Genomic DNA, 19,883 nt, shown 5'->3' with positions numbered 1-19,883 from the left:
GGCAGAGGTGATCCGACCGGGGGGAACCCGCGTGAAAAAGTCAGCTCTGGTCCTCGTCCTCGCGCTGCTGGTCAGCGCCTGCGGCGCGAGCCCAGCCGCCGGGCCCGCCCTCTTCGGCGACGCGCAGACTCTGGTGCGCGCCGCGACCGAGCAGACGGGCAAGGCCCAGACGGTGCGGTTCTCCGTCGCGATGACCGTGGCCGGCCGCGAGACCACCGCCACCGGCGAGATGCGGTTCACCGAGCCCGGCTGGGCCATGAAGATCACGCACACAGCCGACGGCGTCACATCCGAGACGCGCGTGGTGGACGGCGCGCAGTACGTGTCGATCCCGGAACAGGCCCGCGGGCTCACCGGAGGCAAGCCGTGGGGCCGCTACCCGGCGGACAGCGCGAAGGGCAAGGAACTCGGCGCCATGATGCGCGAGTCCGGCCAGAGCGATCCCGCCCAGGTGCTCGACGACGTCCGCAAGGGCGGCACCATCGACCGCAGCGAGCAGACCACGCTCGACGGGCAGCAGGTCAGCCACTACTGGATCACCGTCGACCTGGGGAAGACCTCCGGGCTGCCGGAGATGGCAGGCCGGACGGCGCCGATGGAGTTGTGGCTCGACGCCGACCAGCTCCCCGCCCAGATGCTGTTCGACTTCAGCGGGCTCACGTCCGCGGGCGACCCGCAGATGGGCCCGATGACCATGCGCTACACCGGCTGGGGCGAACCGGTCGACATCGCCGCCCCGCCTGCCGACCAGGTCGCCGAGCTGCCCGCCGGCTAACCCATGTGCGGGTAGCCGATCGCGGTGGGCGCGTCGAACGTCTCCTTCACCGACCGCGGGCTCGTCCACCGGAGCAGGTTGAACATCGACCCGGCCTTGTCGTTCGTGCCGGAGCCGCGGGAACCGCCGAAGGGCTGCTGGCTCACGATCGACCCGGTCGGCTTGTCGTTGACGTAGAAGTTGCCCGCCGCGAACCGCAGCGTCTGGTGCGCCTGCTGCACGGCGGCCCGGTCGTCGGCGAACACCGCGCCGGTCAGCGCGTACGGCGAGGTGCGGTCGACCAGTTCGAGGATCTCGCCGTACGAGCCGTCGTCGTAGACGTGCACCGCGAGGATCGGGCCGAAGTACTCGGTGGCGAACGCGGTGTGCGCCGGATCGTCGGACACCAGCACGGTCGGCTCGACGAAGTACCCGATCGAGTCGTCGCAGTGGCCGCCGACCAGCACGTCGAGGTCGTTGTCCGCGTCCACACTGTCCAGCAGCCGCTGGTGCTTCGCGAACGCCCGCGCGTCGATCACCGCTCCGCCGAACACCGACAGGTCCGCGACGTCGCCGTACTTCACGGTCCGCGTCAGGTCCGCCAGCTCGTCCCGCAGCCCGCTGTCCCACAGCGACCGCGGGATGTACGCACGCGAGGCCGCCGAGCACTTCTGCCCCTGGTACTCGAACGCGCCCCGGACGAGCCCGGCCACCAGCTTCTCGCGGTTCGCCGAGGCGTGCGCGACGACGAAGTCCTTGCCGCCGGTCTCGCCGACGATGCGCGGGTAGCTGGCGTAGGTGTCGAGGTTCTCCGCGATCCGCCGCCACAGGAACTTGAACGTGGCCGTCGAACCGGTGAAGTGCAGGCCGGCGAAGCCGGGGTCGGCGAGCGCGACCTCGCTGACCGCGTGCCCGTCACCGGTCACCAGGTTGATCACGCCCGGCGGCAGGCCGGCCTCCTCGAACACCTGCATCGTGTAGTGCGCGGCGAGCTGCTGGGTCGGCGTCGGCTTCCAGACGACCGTGTTGCCCATCAACGCGGGTGCGCTGGGCAGGTTGCCTGCGATCGCGGTGAAGTTGAACGGGGTGATCGCCACGACGAACCCGTCCAGCGGCCGGTAGTCCATGCGGTTCCACGCGCCCGGCACCGAGTTCGGCTGCTCGGCGAGGATCCGGCGCGCGTAGTGCACGTTGAACCGCAGGAAGTCGATCAGTTCGCAGGCGGCGTCGATCTCGGCCTGCTGCACCGACTTCGACTGGCCGAGGATCGTCGCGGCGTTGAGCGTGTCGCGGTGCCGGCCGGCCATCAGGTCCGCGGCGCGCAGGAACACCGCCGCGCGCTCGTCGAACGGCATCTCCCGCCAGGCGGGAGCGGCCTCCTTCGCGGCGGCCACGGCGTCCGCGACGTCCTCGCGGGTGGCCTGCGCCGACGTGCCCAGCACGTGCGCGTGGTCGTGCGGCTGGACGACGTCGAAGGTGTCCCCGCCCGCCATCCGCCGCCTGCCGCCGATGGTCTGCGGCAGCTCGTGCTTGTCGCCCTCCAGCTCGGCGATCCGGCGTTGCAGGGACTCCCGCTCGGGACTGCCCGGCGCGTAGGTCCGGACAGGCTCGTTGACCGGGACGGGCACGTTCGTGATGGCGTCCATGCCTACCTCCTCGACGGCTGCTGTAAACGCTAGAGCAGGTCGAGGAGGAACGGCAGCTCCTGAGGCGCGTACCAGGCCAGTTCGTGGTCCTCCGCCTCGCCGAGGACGAACTCCGCGTCCGGGTCGCCGAGGTCCGCGGCGTCGACGACCTGAGCGGCCGCGCGCACGGCCTCCTCGGCCTCCTCCGCGTCGACGTGCACGGCCGCGACGTCCTCGTAGCTGATCGGCCCGGACAGCTTCACCACCGGCGCGTCCAGGTCCGGCCGCGGCGTCGCGTTCTCGACGTCGACCGAGATCACCACCCGGCGCGGGAGCTCCTTGGCGTCCTCCTCGGCTGCCCCGATCAGCCGCAGCGACGCGCGAGCGGCGTCCAGCAGCGCGACGTACTCCAGCTCCTCGGTGTCCCCGCTGAGGTAGGACTCGCGCAGCGCCGGGGTCAGGGCGAAGCCCGTCCCGCCGGGCGGCTGCAGCCTGCCGTCCGCCACCAGCCTGCGCAGCATTCCGATCGTGCCCGGAAGGTAGACCCTCACCAGCTCGCACCCTTCAGCTCTTCCAGCGAATCCTCGATCATCCCCGCGAGGACGTCCACATCGGACAGCGCCTTGCGGTCGCCGTTGAGTCCGAAGTAGACGCCACCGTGGTAGGACGTGACCCCGATGGCCAGCGCCTGGTTGCGCGCCAGCGGGATCACCGGGAACATCTCGGTCATCCTCGCCTGCCCCGCGTACAGCGGCACCTGCGGCCCCGGCGAGTTGATGACCACCAGGTTGAAGATGCGCCCGGAGAACGAGCCCGCCGCGCGGGCGGCGAGCGCGTGCATCGTCGCCGGGGCGAACCCGCCCACCTTGAGCATCGCGCGGGCGGCCACCGAACGGCCCGAGTCGGCGTGCGCCCGCAGCGTGTGGCTGATGTGCTGGAGCCGCAGGACCGGGCTGGGCTCGCCAACGGGCAGGTCCACCAGGTACGGCTCGACCTCGTTGTTGACCAGCCCGGCCGGGGAGAACTCGACGGTGTCCGGTTCGAGCACGGCCAGCGGGACCAGCGCGCGGACCGTGGTCGCCTCCGAGACGCCCTCGCCGCGGGAGAGCAGCCACTCGCGCAGCGCGCCGGTGATGGCGGCGAGGACGATGTCGTTGACCGTGACGCCGTGCTCGGCGCGGATCTTGCGGTAGTCCTCCAGCCGCGTGCGCACCACGTCGAACACGCGGCCGCCGGAGACGTGCCGATTGAGCGGCCCGGACGGCGCCGGCTGCAGGACGCGGTGGACCGCGGCGGCGACCCCGCCGACCGCGTCGGTGACCTTGCCCGCCGTGGCGGACAGGTCGCTCACCACGTCACGCACGTTCTCGACGAGTTCACCCGGACGGCGGACCGCCTCGCTGACCGCGTCGAGCACCAGCTGGGCGGGGCTGGGCAGGCGGCGGGGCGTCCAGGTGTCCTCGTACGGCTCACAGGCCTGCGGCATCGTGTCCAGGATCAGCTGTCCCAGCTCGACGGTGCCGGCGCCGTCCACGACGGACTGGTGGGTCTTGGTGACCAGCGCGACCCGGTCGCCCGCGAGCCCCTCGATGAAGTAGGCCTCCCACAGCGGGCGCTCGTGGTCCATCGGCCGGGCCATCAGGCGGGCGACCAGGTCGTACAGCTGGTCGTCGGTGCCCGGGCCGGGCAGCGCCGAGCGGCGGACGTGGTAGTTGAGGTCGAAGTCGACGTCGTCCACCCACACCGGGCGGGCGAGGTGACCGGGCACGTTCAGCACGCGCTGCCGGTAGCGCGGCAGGAACGCGAGGCGCTGACCGACCAGGCACAGGAGCTGCTCGTAGTCGAACCCGTCGCGCGGCCGCTCGAAGACCGCGACGCCGCCCACGTGCATCGGCGTCGTCGCGTCCTCCAGGTAGAGGAACGACGCGTCGAGGGCGGAAAGGCGGTCGGGCATGAGGCGATCCTGACACATCCTGGTTCACTGGGGGCGTGGCTGAAACGACCGTCTCCCCGAAAGACCGATTCCTGACCGTCTACGGGCGCAAACCGGTGCTGGAAGCCCTGGACGACCCGGAGCTGCGGGTGGACAAGGTCATCCTTGCCGACACCGCCCGCGGTCCGGCCGCGGCGGAGATCCAGCGTGCCGCGAAGGCGGCGGGCGTGCCGGTGCAACGGGCGAGCGCGCACCGGGTGAAGGTGCTGGCCGGCAACGGCAAGCAGGACCAGGGCGTGCTGGCGGACGTGGTCGCGCCCCGCATGCGGCCGCTGAGCGCGGCGCTGGCCGACGCGCCGGCGCGGGTGCTGCTGCTGGACGGCATCACCACGCCGGCGAACGTCGGGATGATCCTGCGCACGGCGACGGCGGCCGGCCTCGGCGGGATCGTCGTGCCGCGGCGGGGTGTGGCGGCCCTGGATCCGCTGGTCGTGAAGGCCTCGGCGGGGGTCGCGTTCCGCGCGCCGGTCCTCCGCTGCGCCACGGCGGCCGAAGCCGCGTCCATGCTGACCGAGGCTGGATACGGATTGTATGCACTTGGTGCACAGGGCGGGTCGTCGCTGTTCGAGGCGCCGTTGCCGGAGCGGGCGGCGTTCGTGCTCGGCGGGGAGACGGCGGGGGTGAGCGACGAGGTCGCGTCGCTGGTGACCGGGTGGCTGTCGATCCCGATGCCGGGCGAGGTCGAATCGCTGAACGTGTCCGCGGCCGCGGCGGTGCTGTGCTTCGAACTGGTCAGGCGGGGAATAACGCGCTGAGTTCGGCGAGCGTGTCCGCCACCGAGGTGTGGTGCACGCCGACCATGCCGGCGGCGGTGGCGCCGTCGACGTTGACCCGCGAGTCGTCGACCATGACGCACCCGGTGACGGGGAGGCCGAGGCGTTCGGCGGTGAGCCGGAAGACCCGCGGATCCGGTTTGGCGATGCCGACCTCGCCGGAGAAGACGAACGCGTCGAAGTGGCGGGCGAGACCTCCGCGGCCGGCGCCACCGTCGAGACCTCCGCGGCCGGCGCCACCGTCCGCATTGGACAGCACTGCGGTCCGGATTCCGCGTTGGCGCAGGGCATCAACGGCGGCCAGCAGTTCGGCGGCGTCCGGATCGGTCAGGACACCGGCGTAGTCGAGCACCAGTCCTCGCAGCACGTGCGGACCCTACCGGCCCCGTTCACACCATCGGGCCAAGGCTGTCCGGTTCTACCGGGAGTGCCGCTCTAGGGAGCGGCATGACTCGACCGAGGGGGACCGATGACCGGACTGTGCAAGCTGTACCCGTACGAACCGAACCGTGGCGCGGCGCCGCCGGATTCGATTCCGGAACAGGCGGGGGCCGCCCGCACGTGGCGGCGCGGCCGTCCGGGCGAACCACTCGAACTGCGCCACGCGAGGACCGTCCTGACGGCAATCCTGGAAGTCCGCTCCGGACGGCGCGCGCCGGGCCAGTTGCGGGCGGTGGTCACGCCGCGGATGTACCAGCACCTGCGAGGCGCGCCGCCATCGCCCGGCCCGCGCTACACGGTGAAGTCGGTGCGGGCGAGCCACAGCGCGCCCGGCACGATCGAAATCTGCGGAACCGCGCACGCCGACCGCCGGGCGACCGCGGTGATGGCGAGGTTCGAACACTCCGAAGCCGGCTGGCGGTGCGGCTTCTTCACCGTGGTGCAGCCGCAGAGACACCGCTGACCTGCAGGCTCCGGCTCCTGGCGGACCTGCCAGGAGCCGGAGCCGCGCACCCACCTGCCGCGCGTGCGCTGTGCGCCAATCTGCAGGCCCAGCGGGCGCACGCCCAACAGGCGTGGGGTACCACGCGCCAAGGCGCGGTGCCCTCTGGGCGCAGCGGCACTCGCCCACCTGCATGGGCGCCCAGCGGGCACCAGGCGTGCCGCAACGACCGCCAAGCACGCGGCTGCGGCACCACTCACCCACCCCCAGGCCAACCCACCAGCGGACCCACGCCCGCCCCGAGAGCCGCCCACCGAAAAAACGCGGGGGCGGCACCACCGGTGCCGCCCCCGCGGAAACGCCCAGCTCAGCGACGCTTCTTGGTCTTCTTCGCCTGAGTGCGGGCAGCCGCGCGACGCTCCCGCCGCGTGCCCGCCGCGCCCTGGCCGTCGGAGGACGCCGTGGCCGTCCCGCGGGACTGCACGCCGCCCTGCTCGGCCGGCCCGGAGAAGGTCAGGCCCTGCTGCGGGTTCTCGTTGCCGAGCCCCTTGCCGCGCAGCGCGCTCGGCACCGGGGAGCGCGGCGGCTCGGGCTGCTGCTGCGGCACGGGCTGCGCGTGGCGCCCGTTGCCCGCCGCCGCCACAGGCGCGGCCGCGGCCGGAGCCGCCGCCTCCTGCGGCTGCGCCGCCTCGACCTGCAGGTTGAACAGGAAGCCGACGGCCTCCTCCTTCAGCGAGTCCAGCATGGCGTTGAACATGTCGAAGCCCTCGCGCTGGTACTCGATCAGCGGGTCGCGCTGCGCCATGGCCCGCAGGCCGATGCCCTCCTTGAGGTAGTCCATCTCGTAGAGGTGCTCACGCCACTTCCGGTCCAGCACCGAGAGCAGCACCTGCCGCTCCAGCTGCCGCATCGCGCCCTCGCCGACCCGCGCGTCGATGTCGGCCTCGCGCCGCGCGTAGGCCGCCTTCGCGTCCTCGACGAGCGCGTCCCGGAGCACCTCGGCACTGAGGTCCTCGTGCTCCTCCATCAGGTCTTCCCAGTTCAGCGACACCGGGTAGAGCTGCTTGAGCGCGGTCCACAGCTTCTCGTGGTCCCAGTCCTCGGCGTAGCCCTCGGCCGTGGCGCCGTCGACGTACGCGGTGAGCACGTCGACCAGCATGTGCTGCATCTGCTCGGAGAGGTCCTCGCCCTCGAGGACACGGCGGCGCTCGGCGTAGATCACCTTGCGCTGCTGGTTCATGACCTCGTCGTACTTGAGGACGTTCTTGCGGATCTCCATGTTCTGCTGCTCGACCTGCGTCTGAGCGCTCTTGATGGCCCGCGAGACCATCTTGTGCTCGATCGGCATGTCGTCGGGCAGCCGCATGGTCGTCATGACGCGCTCGACCATCACCGCGTTGAACCGGCGCATCAGCTCGTCACCGAGCGACAGGTAGAACCGCGACTCACCGGGATCGCCCTGACGGCCGGAGCGGCCGCGCAGCTGGTTGTCGATGCGCCGCGACTCGTGCCGCTCGGTGCCCAGCACGTACAGCCCGCCTGCCTCGCGGACCTCCTCGGCCTCGGCCTTGACCTCGGCCTTGACCTCTTCGAGCACCTTCGGCCACAGGGCCTCGTACTCGGCCGAGTTCTCGACCGGGTCCAGGCCGCGCTCGCGCAGCCGCTCGTCGGCGATGATGTCCGGGTTGCCGCCCAGCACGATGTCGGTACCGCGGCCGGCCATGTTGGTCGCGACCGTGACGGCGCCCTTGCGGCCGGCGCGCGCGATGATCAGCGCTTCCCGGTCGTGGTACTTCGCGTTCAGCACCTCGTGCGGCACGTTCAGCTTGACCAGCAGCTTCGACAGGTACTCGGACTTCTCGACGCTGGTGGTGCCGACCAGCACCGGCTGGCCCTTGGCGTGCCGCTCGGCGATGTCCTCGGCGACCGCCTCGAACTTCGCCTCCTCGGTCTTGTAGATCAGGTCCGGCTGGTCCTTGCGGACCATCGGCCGGTTGGTCGGGATCGGCACCACACCCAGCTTGTAGGTCTGGTGGAACTCCGCGGCCTCGGTCTCGGCGGTACCGGTCATGCCGGCGAGGCGGTCGTAGAGGCGGAAGTAGTTCTGCAGCGTGATCGTGGCGAGCGTCTGGTTCTCCGCCTTGATCTCGACGCCTTCCTTGGCCTCGATCGCCTGGTGCATGCCCTCGTTGTAGCGGCGGCCGGCCAGGATGCGACCGGTGAACTCGTCGACGATCAGGACCTCGCCGTTGCGGACGATGTAGTCCTTGTCGCGCTTGTACAGCTCCTTGGCCTTGAGCGCGTTGTTCAGGTAGCCGACCAGCGGCGTGTTCGCCGACTCGTACAGGTTGTCGATGCCGAGCTGGTCCTCGATGAAGGCCACGCCCTTCTCGGTGACACCGACGGTCCGCTTGCGCTCGTCGACCTCATAGTGGGTGTCGCGCTTCATCAGCGGCGCCATCCGGGCGAACTCGACGTACCAGCGGGCCGACTGCTCGGCCGGGCCGGAGATGATCAGCGGCGTCCTGGCCTCGTCGATCAGGATCGAGTCGACCTCGTCGACGATGGCGAAGTTGTGGCCGCGCTGGACGCAGTCGTCCAGGCTCCACGCCATGTTGTCGCGCAGGTAGTCGAAGCCGAACTCGTTGTTCGTGCCGTAGGTGATGTCGGCGTGGTAGGCCTTGCGGCGCTCCGCGGGCGTCATCTCGGAGAGGATCGCGCCGACCTCGAGACCGAGGAAGCGGTGGACGCGGCCCATCCACTCCGAGTCGCGCTTGGCGAGGTAGTCGTTGGTGGTGACGACGTGGACGCCCTTGCCGGAGATCGCGTTCAGGTACACCGGCAGGACCGAGGTCAGGGTCTTGCCCTCACCGGTCTTCATCTCGGCGACCTGGCCGAGGTGCAGCGCCGCGCCACCCATCAGCTGGACGTCGTAGGGGCGCTGGCCGAGCACCCGCAGGGCGGCCTCGCGGGCCACCGCGAACGCCTCGGGCAGCAGGTCGTCCAGCGACTCGCCGTCCCCGCCGTCGTGCCGCTCGCGGAACTCGGCGGTCTTCGCACGCAGCTCGTCGTCGGTGAGGTCCTTCACCTCGTCTTCGAGGGTGTTGATGTGTTCGGCGATGTTGCGCAGCCGCTTGATCATCTTGCCCTCGCCCGCACGCAGCAGGCGGTTGAGAACCATCCGGTCGACCTCACTAGCTGTTGGGACGCACCCAGGCTCAGTCCCTGGACCGCGCCGTGTCCGACACCTCTCCGACCCGTGGTGCGGGTCGTGCGCACCCTCCATCGTAGGGAAGGTGCGCGCGTCGGCGCACGCAACGTGCGAACATGCGCGAAACGGCCCGCGCGCTGGTCGCGCGCGGGCCGTTCCGGACGCCGCTAGTGGTCGAGGCGGATCACGCCGTAGGCGAAGCCCTTGCGCCGGTAGACGACGCTGGGGACGCCGGCCTCGACGTCGTTGAAGAGGTAGAAGTCGTGTCCGACCAGCTCCATCTCGGAGAGGGCCTGGTCGATGGTCATGGGCTTGGCGGAGTGGTGCTTCTCCCGGACGATCCGGCCGGGGAGGTGTTCGGCGGCCTCGTCGTCCCAGCGCTGCTGGGTGGGCAGCTCGATGTCCTCGGGGAGAGCGGTCCCGACCTCTTCGGCCACGGGAGCCGGCGCCTCGAGCACTGCGGTCGACGCGCGGCCGGTGGCCGGCGTCGCTCCCGCGGCGACGGCGCTCGACGTCGCTTCGGCGACGGATTCCGGACAGCGGCGCCCGTAGTGGACGCGCCGGCGGTCGTGCATCTTGCGAAGGCGGTTCTCGAGCTTGTTGAGAGCGGTGTCGAGGGCGGCGTAGAAGTCACCCGCGGTGGCCTCGGCCCGGACGACCGGGCCCTTGCCCCGGCCGGTGATCTCCACCCGCTGGCAGTTCTTCAGCTGCCTGCGGTTGGGCTCGTGGAAGAGCTCGACCTCGTAGCGGAAGACCTTCTTGTCGTAGCGCTCCAGGCGCTCGAGCTTGTCACCGACGTGTGTGCGGTAGTGATCCGGCACCTCGACGTTACGGCCTTTGACGACGATTTCCATACACGACCTCCCTCATTGCGGAATGAGTTCGAGAGCTCTCCTGATGGATCGGCGCCGACGCCGCTCCCGCCCGACCGGTCTGATGGCAGAACCGGGGGTCAATCTTCCGTCGGCGCCAGGGTCATCGGCTGTTCACCTCCCTGCCGGCGGGACTTGCTATAGCGCAGCACGCTAGCGCGGTAACGCGGATCACAAAACCCCCCGAGCCGGGGGATGTCACGGATCGGGAACCGGTGACGGTGCGCGTCCGAACCCGTCCGGGCACGCTGACCTGCTGCTCCGTTCGGAGCAGGACGCGAGACCGGTTTTCACCTTGACATTGAGCCGTTTTCCGGCGTCCAGCCCCGTGGGTGACGGAACCGCGCTCCGGCCGCAGCACTCCCCTGGACGCTTGCGGGCGAGCCGCTCCGGCGTTCCAGGGCCTCATGTCCCGACAACGGCCGGGGACCGCCGCGCGTTCCCGGCGAGTTGCGCCCGGGTGGGTGACAGACGCGAGATTCCTTGTCACACAAGGAAGATTCTTGAACGTCGATCAGTTGCGGTTGGACGAAGCGCCGGGTTTGCGCGCTCCTCGACGGCCGGGCTCGTTGGTCCATTTGATCTAATCGCCGGCCCGTGGTGGCCGGGATGCCCGAAACTGTCGGTGCCCATCCGCACACTCTCCGCATGAAGCTCGCATTGGATCTGCTCCTCCCCGCCCTGTGCGCCGGCTGCGGGGTGGCCGGCGCCGCCTGCTGTGCGGCCTGCCTGCTCGACCTCGCCCGCCCGCACCCGGCTCCACGCGGTTCGGCCGGGGTGCCGGTCTACGCGTTGGCCGCCTACGAGGGCACCGCACGCCGACTGGTGCTGGCCTACAAGGAACGCGGCCGCCGGGACCTGGCCGATCCGCTGGGGCGGGCGATGGCGGCCGCGGTGCCCCATCTCCCCGAGGCCAGGGCGGCCCCGGACGGGACCTGGTGGCTGGTCCCGGCCCCGTCGCGCCGGTCGGCGTCCCGGCAGCGGGGTGGCGCGCACCTGCTCCGCCTGGCCCGGCGGTGCGCGGCGCACCTGGCGCGCGCCGGGCACGCGGCCGCCGTCGCGCCGGCGCTGTGGTTGTCGTCCCGGGCCCGCGACGCGGTAGGGCTCGACCGCGACCAGCGCGCGGAAAACCTCGCCGGCCGGCTCCGGCTCGACCCGCGGGGCCACCCACCGCCCGGCGCCCCGGTCGTCCTGCTGGACGACGTGACCACCACCGGCGCGACGATCGCGGCGTGCACCCGGACACTCGCCGCCGGAGGATGGGAGGTGAGCGCGGCACTGGTGCTGACCGCCGCTCGGTGAGCTGGAGGCCTCCGCCGCTCGCTGCCGCACGCCCGAAGATCATCGCCGGTCGCTCTGCTAGACGCCACCACGCGCGGTGATCACCACCTGCACGCGGGCACCCGCCACCGGCGGCTGGCAGGCAAGCGCGGCACTGGCGCCGACCGTCCCCCGGTGACCTGAAAACCCGGCCGCTCGCTGCCGCACGCCCGAAGATCAACCCCGGTCGCCCTGCTAGACGCCACCACCCGCGGTGATCACCACCTGCACCCGGACACCCGCCACCGGCGGCTGGCAGACGAGCACGACACTGGCGCCGACCGTCCCCCGGTGACCTGAAAACCCGGCCGCTCGCTGCCGCACGCCCGAAGATCAACCCCGGTCGCCCTGCTAGACGCCACCACCCGCGGTGATCACCACCTGCACCCGGACACCCGCCACCGCTGGCTGGCAGACGAGCACGACACTGGCGCCGACCGCCGCGCCGTGACCTGAACACCCCGCCGCTCGCTGCCGCACGCCCGAAGATCAACCCAAGTCGAACGGCCACGCACCACCGCCCGGACGTCCTGCAAGACGCCACCACCGACGCGACAATCACCACCTGCACCCGGACACCCGCCACCGGCGACTGGCAGACGAGCACGACACTGGCGCTGACCGCCGCGCCGTGACCCTGAAGTCTCCACAGCGAGGGGCGTTGCCTCGCGCCCGAAGATCAGCCCGGGTAGAAGGGCGAGGCGTTGCCGCCGAAGCTGTGCGGGTGCGGGCGCCACACTTCGCCGACGTCCGAGGCCGTCCACAGGCCACCGTCGTCGGCGACGACGATCGACCGGCCGGGCGCGGCGGTGATGGCGTGGACCGGGAGCGTCAGGTTCGAGATGTTGAACGGGTCGAGCCGGAGCCCGTCGATCGGGATCTTGACCACCGGCTGCGACGGCATGGTCGTGGCGGCGACCAGGGCGTCCTGGCTGAGCCAGTCGACGTCCACGACCCCGCCTAGGGTGCCGCCCTGCAGGATCCGCGGCGCCCGCAGCGTCACCGAGTCCTGGGCGCGCACCACCGACGCCACGAGCAACTGCCCGCCGGCGACCACCGCGGCCCGCGCGCCGTCGCGGGACAACCGCAGCACACTGATCGGACCGACCTGGAGGATCTCATCGGCGTTCACCACCTGCGGCACCCAGCTGCCGTCCGGCGTCCGCAGCGCGCGGACCACCGTCTGCCCGTCCACGACGGTCCACACCTCACCGGAACCGTCCGCGGTGGCCGTGGGCCGCCAGGTCGGCCGGGTCATCGTCGCGCCCGCGAGGTCGACAGCGGCCGCTTCCTTGCCGAACTGGCCGACCCGCAACCGCTGCCGCCCGTCGGCGTACTCGACGATCGCCAGCTGACGCCCGTCGATCGACTGGGCCGCGCTCGCCACCTGGTAGCCGCTGCCCTGGCCGGCCGGGCCGGAGATCAGTGAACCGTCGCCGAGCGAGCGCACCCGCCCATTCACGGTCACCAGCCCGGGCTGGTCCGCGCTCGGCGAGGCCAGCGCCGTGTAGGACGGCAGGTCACTCGGCACCCAGTCCTCGTGCCCGTCCACCAGCGGGGCGCCGTCGGACAACAGCCGCACCCGGTTCGTGGTCACCGACTGCAGCGACAGCACGATCTGCGCGGCGATCAGCCGCCGCACGTCCGCGGTCTGGTCGGCCACGCCGGTCAGCGGGACGACGAGCGCGCCGTCCGGCGCGGTCGTCACGTTGCCTTCGGTGTTCGCATCCTCGGGAAGGAGGTTCCGCACCGCGCCGACCAGGCTCGTCGACGGCCCGGCCAGCAGCAGCCCGACCACGCGCCCGGCAAGGCCGGTCTGCGGTTTGCCCGCCACGTACCGCAGGTCGGGGACCACCGTGTTCGAGTCCTGCGCGAAGAAGAACGCCTGGACCCGCACGTAGTTCGCGGTGAAGTCGCTGTAGGGCATCACGAGGTTCGGCGGCGGGTTCGTGATCCGCCACTGCCCGTCGGACTGGCGCCGCACCAGCAGCTTCAGCTCGACCGGCGTGCGCAGCGAGATGAACGCGCCGTCCTCACGCAGCGTGCCCAGGCCGGTGCCGCGCAGCACGACGTTGACCTCGTTCGGGTTCGCCGTCGTGTCCGCGCCGGTGGCCGGGACGGTGGCGAACACGTCGTCGATGATCGTGATGACCTTGCCGGGCGTCCACGCCTTGCCCGCGCCCTCGTCGAGGTACATGCGCGCGGCGGCGTTGTTGCTGATCGGCTGGGCGCTCGCGCGGACGAAGTCGCGGACGACGGTCAGCGCGTCCAGGTCCTTCGCCGGCTGGGGCACGTCCGGGTTGACCGGCTGCCCCAGCTCCTGCTGCGGAACGGCGACAGGCTGCGATTCCTCGGGCACGTTCGCACACCCCGCGGCGAGCACAAGGCAGGCGAACAAGGCGAACAGGCGCGGCAGGACCCTCACACGCCCTCCCGGGTGGACAGCCGCGCCCGGCCGGCCAGCGGGAGCTGCGCTCCGGGCAGGGCCGCGCTCAACGAGCGAGCGGCCCCGAGAACAGCTCCGCCGAAGGAGGGGCACACCCCGGGAACGGCTGCGCTCAAGGAGCGACCCGCCCCGGCAACAGCAGAGAGACGGCCCACCTCGGGAAGGACTGCGCTCAAGGAGCGACGCATACCGGGAGCAGCCGAGCTCGAGAAGCGGCGCCGCCCGGGAACAGCTGCGCCCAAAGACCGACCCGCCTCAAGACCAGCTGCACTCCAGGAGGAAGCCGCCGCCCCGGGAAGAACTGCGCCTACGGAGCGAAGTGCCCCGGGCAGGGCCGCACCCACAGACCGCCCCACCCCAGGCCGGGCCGCGCCGAATGACCGCCCCACCCCGGGCAGAGCCACGCCCACAGACCACCCCACCCCCGGCAGGGCCACGCCGAATGACCGCCCCACCCCGGGACGGGCCGCGCCCAAGGAATGGCCGCCGCGTGCCCGGTCGAAACGCAGCGGAACAGCAGCGCTCACGGGGCCGGCGCCGCGCACCAGACGGAACCGCGGGCTGGGGCGCTTGAGCGGCGTCGCGGGCAGCTCACTCATGCGTCCTCCTTGCGCATCTCGCCGATCGTGATCGTGTACTCGGTCGGCAGGCCGATCTGCAGGTGCCCGTTGGTCGCCGGGGCGTCGTCCGGGACCAGGGGCAGCGGGCTCTCCTCGAAGGGCTCGTCCTGCTTGCGCGGCAGCGTCAGCCGGAAGCACGCGCCGTGCCCTGGCGCGCCCCACGCCTCCAGCTGGCCGCCGTGCAGGCGGGCGTCCTCGTGGCTGATCGCCAGCCCCAGTCCGGTGCCGCCGGTGCGGCGGTTGCGCGACGGGTCCGCGCGCCAGAACCGGTTGAACACCAGGTCGGCCTCCCCCGGCCGCAGGCCGACACCGTGGTCCCGGACCGTGATCGCGACCGCGTGCTCGTTCGCCGCCAGCGTGAGCCGCACCGGGTTGCCCTCGCTGTGGTCGACCGCGTTGGCCAGCAGGTTGCGCAGGATCCGCTCGACGCGGCGCGCGTCGATCTCGGCGAGCGTCTCCTCCTCGGGCAGCTCCAGCTCGATCTCGGTTTCCGCGTTGCCCGCGATCACCCGCACCTGCTCCACCGCGCGCCGCGCGATCGACGACACGTCGATGAACTCCGCGGCCAGCTCCTCGACACCGGCGTCCAGCCTGCTGATCTCCAGCAGGTCGCCGAGCAGCGCCTCAAACCGGTCCAGCTCGTCGACCAGCAACTCGGTGGACCGAGCCAGCCCGGCGGGGAACTGCTCACGCGACGCGTGCAGCACGTCCGCCGCCATCCGCACCGTCGTCAACGGGGTCCGCAGCTCGTGCGACACGTCCGAGGTGAACCGGCGCTGCAGCGTGCCGAACTCCTCCAGCTGCCGGATCTGGTGCTGGATGCTCGCCGCCATCTCGTTGTAGGACACGGCGAGCTTCGACAGGTCGTCCTCACCCGTCACCGGCAGACGTTCGTCCAGCTCGCCACCCGCGAACCGGGCGGCGGCCGCCGCGGCCTGCCGGACCGGGCGCACGACCTGCCGGGTGACCAGGTTCGCGATGCCGGCCAGCAGCACCAGCAGCACGAGACCACCGACCAGCAGCGTGTTCTGCACCGTCTGGACGGTGTTCTGCTCCGCGGTCATCGGGAACAGCAGGTACAGCTGGATCGGGCGGCCGGTGCTGGTGACCGGCGCGCCGACGATCAGGTGCGTCGTGCGGGTGCCGTCCGCGTCGGTGTCGGTGTTGATCTGCCAGGCGACCTGGTTGTTCTCGACGAACCGCTGCAGGCCGTCCGGCACCTTGGTGATCGGCCCGGCCGAGTCGGTCGAGTCCTCCCCGCCCGCGGTCAGCACCGGCTCGAACGCGCCCGCCGCCGACGCCGCGGTGCCCTGGTCCTCCGACGAGCTGCTGGTGATCTTCTTCAGCGCGTTCTGCAGCCGGTCGGCCAGCGCGTCCTGGTCGCTGATGCCGACCAGCTCGTTCTCCGCCGTGCGCACGACCTGCAGGGTCTGCGCGACGGCGGCCTGCCGCTTGGTGTCGGTGAGGCGCTGGGTGATCTGGTTCTGCAGCACCATGCCCAGCACGAGACCGACCGCCGACGACAGGGCGAGCGTCGACACGGTCACCTTGAACTGCAGCGACCGCCGCCACAGCACGCCGAACGCGACCGCGCGGCCACGGGCGTAGGCGCCCGCGCGGGGGGCCAGTCGCAGCACCGCGCGGACGAAGGCCAGGACTCTTCGCTTCATGTGTCTGTTACGGCGGGCCCGCCTTGTACCCGACGCCGCGCACGGTCAGGACGACCTCGGGGTGCTCGGGGTCCTTCTCGACCTTCGAGCGCAGCCGCTGCACGTGCACGTTGACCAGGCGGGTGTCGGCCGCGTGCCGGTAGCCCCAGACCTGCTCGAGCAGGACCTCGCGGGTGAACACCTGGCGGGGCTTGCGGGCCAGGGCGACCAACAGGTCGAACTCCAGCGGGGTGAGCGGGATGGCCTTGCCCTCCCGGGTCACCTCGTGACCGGGCACGTCGATGGTCAGGTCACCGATCGTGAGCGTCTCGGCGGGCTCGGCCTCCGTGCGCCGCAGCCGGGCGCGCACGCGGGCGACCAGCTCCTTCGGCTTGAACGGCTTGACCACGTAGTCGTCGGCGCCGGACTCCAGGCCCAGCACGATGTCGACCGTGTCGCTCTTCGCGGTGAGCATGACGATCGGCACGCCCGACTCGGCCCGGATCGCCTTGCAGACGTCGATGCCGTTCATGCCGGGGAGCATCAGGTCGAGCAGCACGAGATCGGGCTTCAGCTCCCGCAGGGCGGGCAGCGCCCGGGAGCCGTCCGCCACCACCGCGGTGTCGAACCCCTCGCCGCGCAGCACGATGGTGAGCATCTCCGCGAGAGCGGGGTCGTCGTCGACGACCAACACACGTGCCTTCATGACCACATATTCGCACTACGGAGACCGTTCGTGACGTCCGACCCTGCGAAGACGTCACGAACTGAGCACACCGGTTAGCCCGGATGGACCAGCCGGGTGACGAGGGCGGCGTGGTCGACCCCCGCCGCGCCGTCCACGACGTGCCATCCGGACAACCAGGACGCGGCGGCGAGCTCGTCGTAGACGGCCGCGCAGCGGGACTGGAGGTCGTCGTCGGACTCGAACGCGTCCTTGGCCCGGGCGGCGTCGGTCGAGGCGCGTTGCTCGGCCCGCTGCGCGGCGACGGCGGGCGGGACGCGCAGCAGGATCTGCGCGTCCGGCAGCGGCAGGCCGAAGCGGTCGATCTCGATCTCGCGGACCCAGCGGACGAACTCGCCGTCGGCGTGCTGCCGCAGGCGGGCCGCGCCGTAGGCGGCGTTGGAGGCGACGTACCGGTCGAGCAGGACGACGTCGTGGGTGTCGAGACCGGCGCGGATCTCGGGCGCGGCTTCGCGGCGGTCGAGGGCGTAGAGCAGGCCCATGCCGTAGACGGAGTCGGTGAGGTCGCCGTGGCGGCGGTGCAGGCCCTCGTGGATGAGGTCGGCGTGCACGCTGCGGCCGTAGCGGGGGAAGGCGAGTGTGGTGACCGTGCGGCCCTGGTCGTGCAGCGCCTTGGTGAGACCGTCGGTCAGGGTGCGCTTGCCCGCACCGTCGAGCCCCTCGATGACCACCAGCTTTCCCACGGGGCTCAGGCTATCCGGCGGTGGTCAGCGCACTTCGAGGCCGTGCGCCTTGGCGGCGTCGGCCTGCCGCTGGTCGCGGGTGACCATCACGACCGGTTCCCCATCGGCCAGGCCAGCCGTGTCGTGCAGCGCGACGGCCAGATGGATCGCGTCGAGCGTGCGGAGCGAGTGGTGGTCGGACACCAGCCGGTACGCAGCCGGCATGATCACCTGGGGCACGAGCGGCACGAGGCTCAACGCGCCGTCACCACCGGCTTCGGCGTCGAAGCGCGCGAGCGCGAGCTTGGCGTCGCGGATCCGGCCGTTGTTCCACGCGGTCGCCATCGCACTGGCGAACTCGACCCTGGTCAGCTCGCTCGTGAGCACCAGGTCTTCGTTGTCGAGGAGCAAGTCGATCATCTGCTCGTGCTCCGGCTCGTCGGGGAGGAACGCCCGGACCACCGCGCTCGTGTCGGCGTAGAGGACCGTCACCACTCGCCCCGCGTCCAGTCGAGAGCCTCGCTGACGGAGGTCCCGCTACCCCTGAGAGCCTCGTCCAGTTGCGCGCGGGTGGGCACCGGGCCGTCGGGCGCGAACGCGACGAGCTTGCCGTTGGCGAGCAGGCGCTGCTTGCGTTCCCGGCGGGACTCCGGCCGGTCGACCGCGGCCTTCAGGATTTCGGTCACGAACTCGTTGACGCTGCGCCCCTCGGCCTCGGCTTTCGCCTTCACCCTGGCGTGCAAGTCGTCGTCAAGACGCGTGATCATCTGCCGCATACTGAGATGCTATCACAGGCTGCCTCCTGTGATAGCACCCCAGTGCGGCAGGGTGCGGTCAGTAGCGGTAGTGCTCCGACTTGAACGGGCCCTCGACGTCGACGTCGATGTACTCGGCCTGCTCCTTCGTCAGCTTGGTCAGCTCGCCGCCGAGGGCCTGGAGGTGGATGCGCGCCACCTTCTCGTCCAGCTTCTTCGGCAGGCGGTACACCTCCTTGTCGTACTCCTCGTGCTTGGTGAACAGCTCGATCTGCGCGATGACCTGGTTGGAGAAGGAGTTCGACATCACGAAGCTGGGGTGCCCGGTCGCGTTGCCCAGGTTCAGCAGCCGGCCCTCGGACAGCACCAGCACGCTGTGGCCGTCCGGGAAGACCCACTCGTCGACCTGCGGCTTGATGTTGATGCGGCGGATGCCGGGGTAGCGGGCGAGCCCGGCCATGTCGATCTCGTTGTCGAAGTGGCCGATGTTGCCCACGATCGTCTGGTGCTTCATCCGGGCCATGTGCTCGGCCATCACCACGTCCTTGTTGCCGGTCGTGGTGATCACGATGTCGGCCTCGGGCAGCGCCGACTCCAGCGTCTTGACCTGGTAGCCGTCCATCGCCGCCTGCAGCGCGCAGATCGGGTCGATCTCGGTCACGATCACCCGTGCGCCCTGGCCGGACAGCGACTCCGCCGCGCCCTTGCCGACGTCGCCGTAACCGCAGACCACCGCGACCTTGCCGCCGATCAGCACGTCGGTGCCGCGGTTGATGCCGTCGATCAGCGAGTGCCGGATGCCGTAGCGGTTGTCGAACTTCGACTTGGTCACCGAGTCGTTGACGTTGATCGCCGGGAACAGCAGCTCACCCGCCGCCGCCAGCTGGTACAGCCGCAGCACACCGGTGGTGGTCTCCTCGGTCACCCCGCGCACGCCCTGGCCGATCCGGGTCCACTTCTGCCCGTCCGCGGCGAGCGACGCCCGCAGCAGCTCGAGCACGACCTTCCACTCGTCGGAGTCGTTGTCGTCGGGCTGCGGCACGACGCCGGCCGCCTCGTACTGGGTGCCCTTGTGCACCAGCAGCGTCGCGTCGCCACCGTCGTCGAGGATCATGTTCGGACCCTCGCCGTCCCAGGTCAGCATCCGCTCGGTGCACCACCAGTACTCCTCCAGCGACTCGCCCTTCCAGGCGAACACCGGCACCCCCTGCGGCGCCTCCGGAGTCCCGTGCGGGCCCACCACGACCGCGGCCGCCGCGTGGTCCTGCGTGGAGAAGATGTTGCAGGACGCCCAGCGCACTTCGGCGCCGAGCGAAACCAGCGTCTCGATCAGCACCGCCGTCTGCACCGTCATGTGCAGCGAACCCGACACCCGCGCACCGCGCAGGGGGTTCACCTCCGCGTACTCACGGCGCAGCGCCATCAGCCCCGGCATCTCGTGCTCGGCCAGCCGGATCTCCTTGCGGCCGAACTCGGCCAACTCCAGATCCGCGACGGCGAATTCCACCCCGTTGCGGGTGTCGTGCCACTTCGCAACGCTTTCGGGGGTCATAGCGGCATTTCCTCCAACGATCG

General features: G+C 71.2%; 17 protein-coding genes. 4 read left to right on the top strand and 13 right to left on the bottom strand.

Features of this window, described 5'->3' with window-relative positions; translation table 11 throughout:
* Nucleotides 1-31: 31 nt before the first annotated feature.
* On the top strand, nt 32-775 hold the full coding sequence (locus ACCP09_RS18200; protein WP_433748119.1) for a hypothetical protein: 744 nt from the start codon (nt 32-34) through the stop codon (nt 773-775).
* On the opposite strand, the gene pruA is transcribed toward ACCP09_RS18200, so the two are convergent.
* From pruA to ACCP09_RS18185, 3 genes are read right to left on the bottom strand one after another with little or no spacing between them, the layout of a single operon-like run.
* Nucleotides 772-2,400, bottom strand: coding sequence for an L-glutamate gamma-semialdehyde dehydrogenase (pruA, locus tag ACCP09_RS18195; protein WP_027934164.1), 1,629 nt, complete (start codon nt 2,398-2,400; stop codon nt 772-774). The genes ACCP09_RS18200 and pruA overlap by 4 nt on opposite strands.
* A 29-nt stretch (nt 2,401-2,429) precedes the next feature.
* The gene (locus tag ACCP09_RS18190; protein ID WP_027934163.1) at nt 2,430-2,930 is read right to left on the bottom strand and encodes a DUF6912 family protein; all 501 of its coding nucleotides are present in this window, start codon (nt 2,928-2,930) and stop codon (nt 2,430-2,432) included.
* Complete coding sequence (locus ACCP09_RS18185; RefSeq protein ID WP_027934162.1) at nt 2,927-4,333, bottom strand: WS/DGAT/MGAT family O-acyltransferase; 1,407 nt, start codon at nt 4,331-4,333, stop codon at nt 2,927-2,929. The genes ACCP09_RS18190 and ACCP09_RS18185 overlap by 4 nt, the downstream gene beginning before the upstream one ends.
* A gap of 35 nt (nt 4,334-4,368) precedes the next feature.
* On the opposite strand from ACCP09_RS18185, the gene ACCP09_RS18180 reads away from it, so the two are divergent.
* Complete coding sequence (locus ACCP09_RS18180; RefSeq protein ID WP_433748115.1) at nt 4,369-5,127, top strand: TrmH family RNA methyltransferase; 759 nt, start codon at nt 4,369-4,371, stop codon at nt 5,125-5,127.
* On the opposite strand, the gene ACCP09_RS18175 is transcribed toward ACCP09_RS18180, so the two are convergent.
* A complete protein-coding gene (locus ACCP09_RS18175) occupies nt 5,105-5,512 on the bottom strand; it encodes an HAD-IA family hydrolase (RefSeq protein ID WP_433748112.1) in 408 nt (135 codons plus the stop codon). The genes ACCP09_RS18180 and ACCP09_RS18175 overlap by 23 nt on opposite strands.
* A gap of 102 nt (nt 5,513-5,614) precedes the next feature.
* Here ACCP09_RS18175 and ACCP09_RS18170 point away from each other — a divergent pair, with 102 nt between their 5' ends.
* Entirely contained in the window at nt 5,615-6,049 is a 435-nt protein-coding gene (locus ACCP09_RS18170; protein WP_027934159.1) for an Rv3235 family protein, read from the top strand.
* Nucleotides 6,050-6,395: 346 nt separating this feature from the next.
* Here the strand turns inward: ACCP09_RS18170 and secA are convergent, their stop codons facing one another.
* Nucleotides 6,396-9,209: a preprotein translocase subunit SecA gene (gene secA, locus ACCP09_RS18165; protein ID WP_123684941.1), complete on the bottom strand. Its 2,814-nt coding sequence runs from the start codon at nt 9,207-9,209 to the stop codon at nt 6,396-6,398.
* Between the two features lie 197 nt (nt 9,210-9,406).
* On the bottom strand, nt 9,407-10,093 hold the full coding sequence (gene hpf, locus ACCP09_RS18160; protein ID WP_020423366.1) for a ribosome hibernation-promoting factor, HPF/YfiA family: 687 nt from the start codon (nt 10,091-10,093) through the stop codon (nt 9,407-9,409).
* A 666-nt stretch (nt 10,094-10,759) separates the two neighbouring features.
* On the opposite strand from hpf, the gene ACCP09_RS18155 reads away from it, so the two are divergent.
* Nucleotides 10,760-11,413 carry a ComF family protein gene (locus tag ACCP09_RS18155; protein WP_400988549.1) on the top strand — a complete coding sequence of 218 codons (654 nt, stop codon included), beginning with the start codon at nt 10,760-10,762 and terminating at the stop codon, nt 11,411-11,413.
* A gap of 697 nt (nt 11,414-12,110) precedes the next feature.
* Here ACCP09_RS18155 and ACCP09_RS18150 read toward each other — a convergent pair.
* From ACCP09_RS18150 to ahcY, 7 genes are all read right to left on the bottom strand, one after another.
* Complete coding sequence (locus ACCP09_RS18150) at nt 12,111-13,856, bottom strand: LpqB family beta-propeller domain-containing protein (RefSeq protein WP_433748106.1); 1,746 nt, start codon at nt 13,854-13,856, stop codon at nt 12,111-12,113.
* 616 nt (nt 13,857-14,472) lie between these two features.
* Entirely contained in the window at nt 14,473-16,167 is a 1,695-nt protein-coding gene (gene mtrB / locus ACCP09_RS18145) for an MtrAB system histidine kinase MtrB (protein WP_228685087.1), read from the bottom strand.
* A gap of 7 nt (nt 16,168-16,174) precedes the next feature.
* Nucleotides 16,175-16,852: an MtrAB system response regulator MtrA gene (gene mtrA / locus ACCP09_RS18140; protein ID WP_017984723.1), complete on the bottom strand. Its 678-nt coding sequence runs from the start codon at nt 16,850-16,852 to the stop codon at nt 16,175-16,177.
* A gap of 74 nt (nt 16,853-16,926) precedes the next feature.
* Nucleotides 16,927-17,574 (bottom strand): dTMP kinase, encoded by a 648-nt coding sequence (locus ACCP09_RS18135; protein WP_037322927.1) that lies wholly within the window; start codon nt 17,572-17,574, stop codon nt 16,927-16,929.
* A 24-nt stretch (nt 17,575-17,598) separates the two neighbouring features.
* Nucleotides 17,599-18,045: a type II toxin-antitoxin system VapC family toxin gene (locus ACCP09_RS18130; RefSeq protein ID WP_433748100.1), complete on the bottom strand. Its 447-nt coding sequence runs from the start codon at nt 18,043-18,045 to the stop codon at nt 17,599-17,601.
* Complete coding sequence (locus ACCP09_RS18125) at nt 18,042-18,320, bottom strand: FitA-like ribbon-helix-helix domain-containing protein (protein WP_433748097.1); 279 nt, start codon at nt 18,318-18,320, stop codon at nt 18,042-18,044. Before ACCP09_RS18125 ends, ACCP09_RS18130 begins: the two co-directional genes overlap by 4 nt.
* Before the next feature lie 67 nt (nt 18,321-18,387).
* A complete protein-coding gene (gene ahcY, locus ACCP09_RS18120) occupies nt 18,388-19,860 on the bottom strand; it encodes an adenosylhomocysteinase (protein ID WP_017984727.1) in 1,473 nt (490 codons plus the stop codon).
* Nucleotides 19,861-19,883: the final 23 nt, after the last annotated feature.

It is taken from the genome of Amycolatopsis sp. 3B14 (assembly GCF_050958625.1).
GTDB classification, from domain to species: Bacteria; Actinomycetota; Actinomycetes; order Mycobacteriales; family Pseudonocardiaceae; genus Amycolatopsis_E; species Amycolatopsis_E thermoflava.
This window is presented reverse-complemented; position numbering and strand designations above follow the sequence as displayed.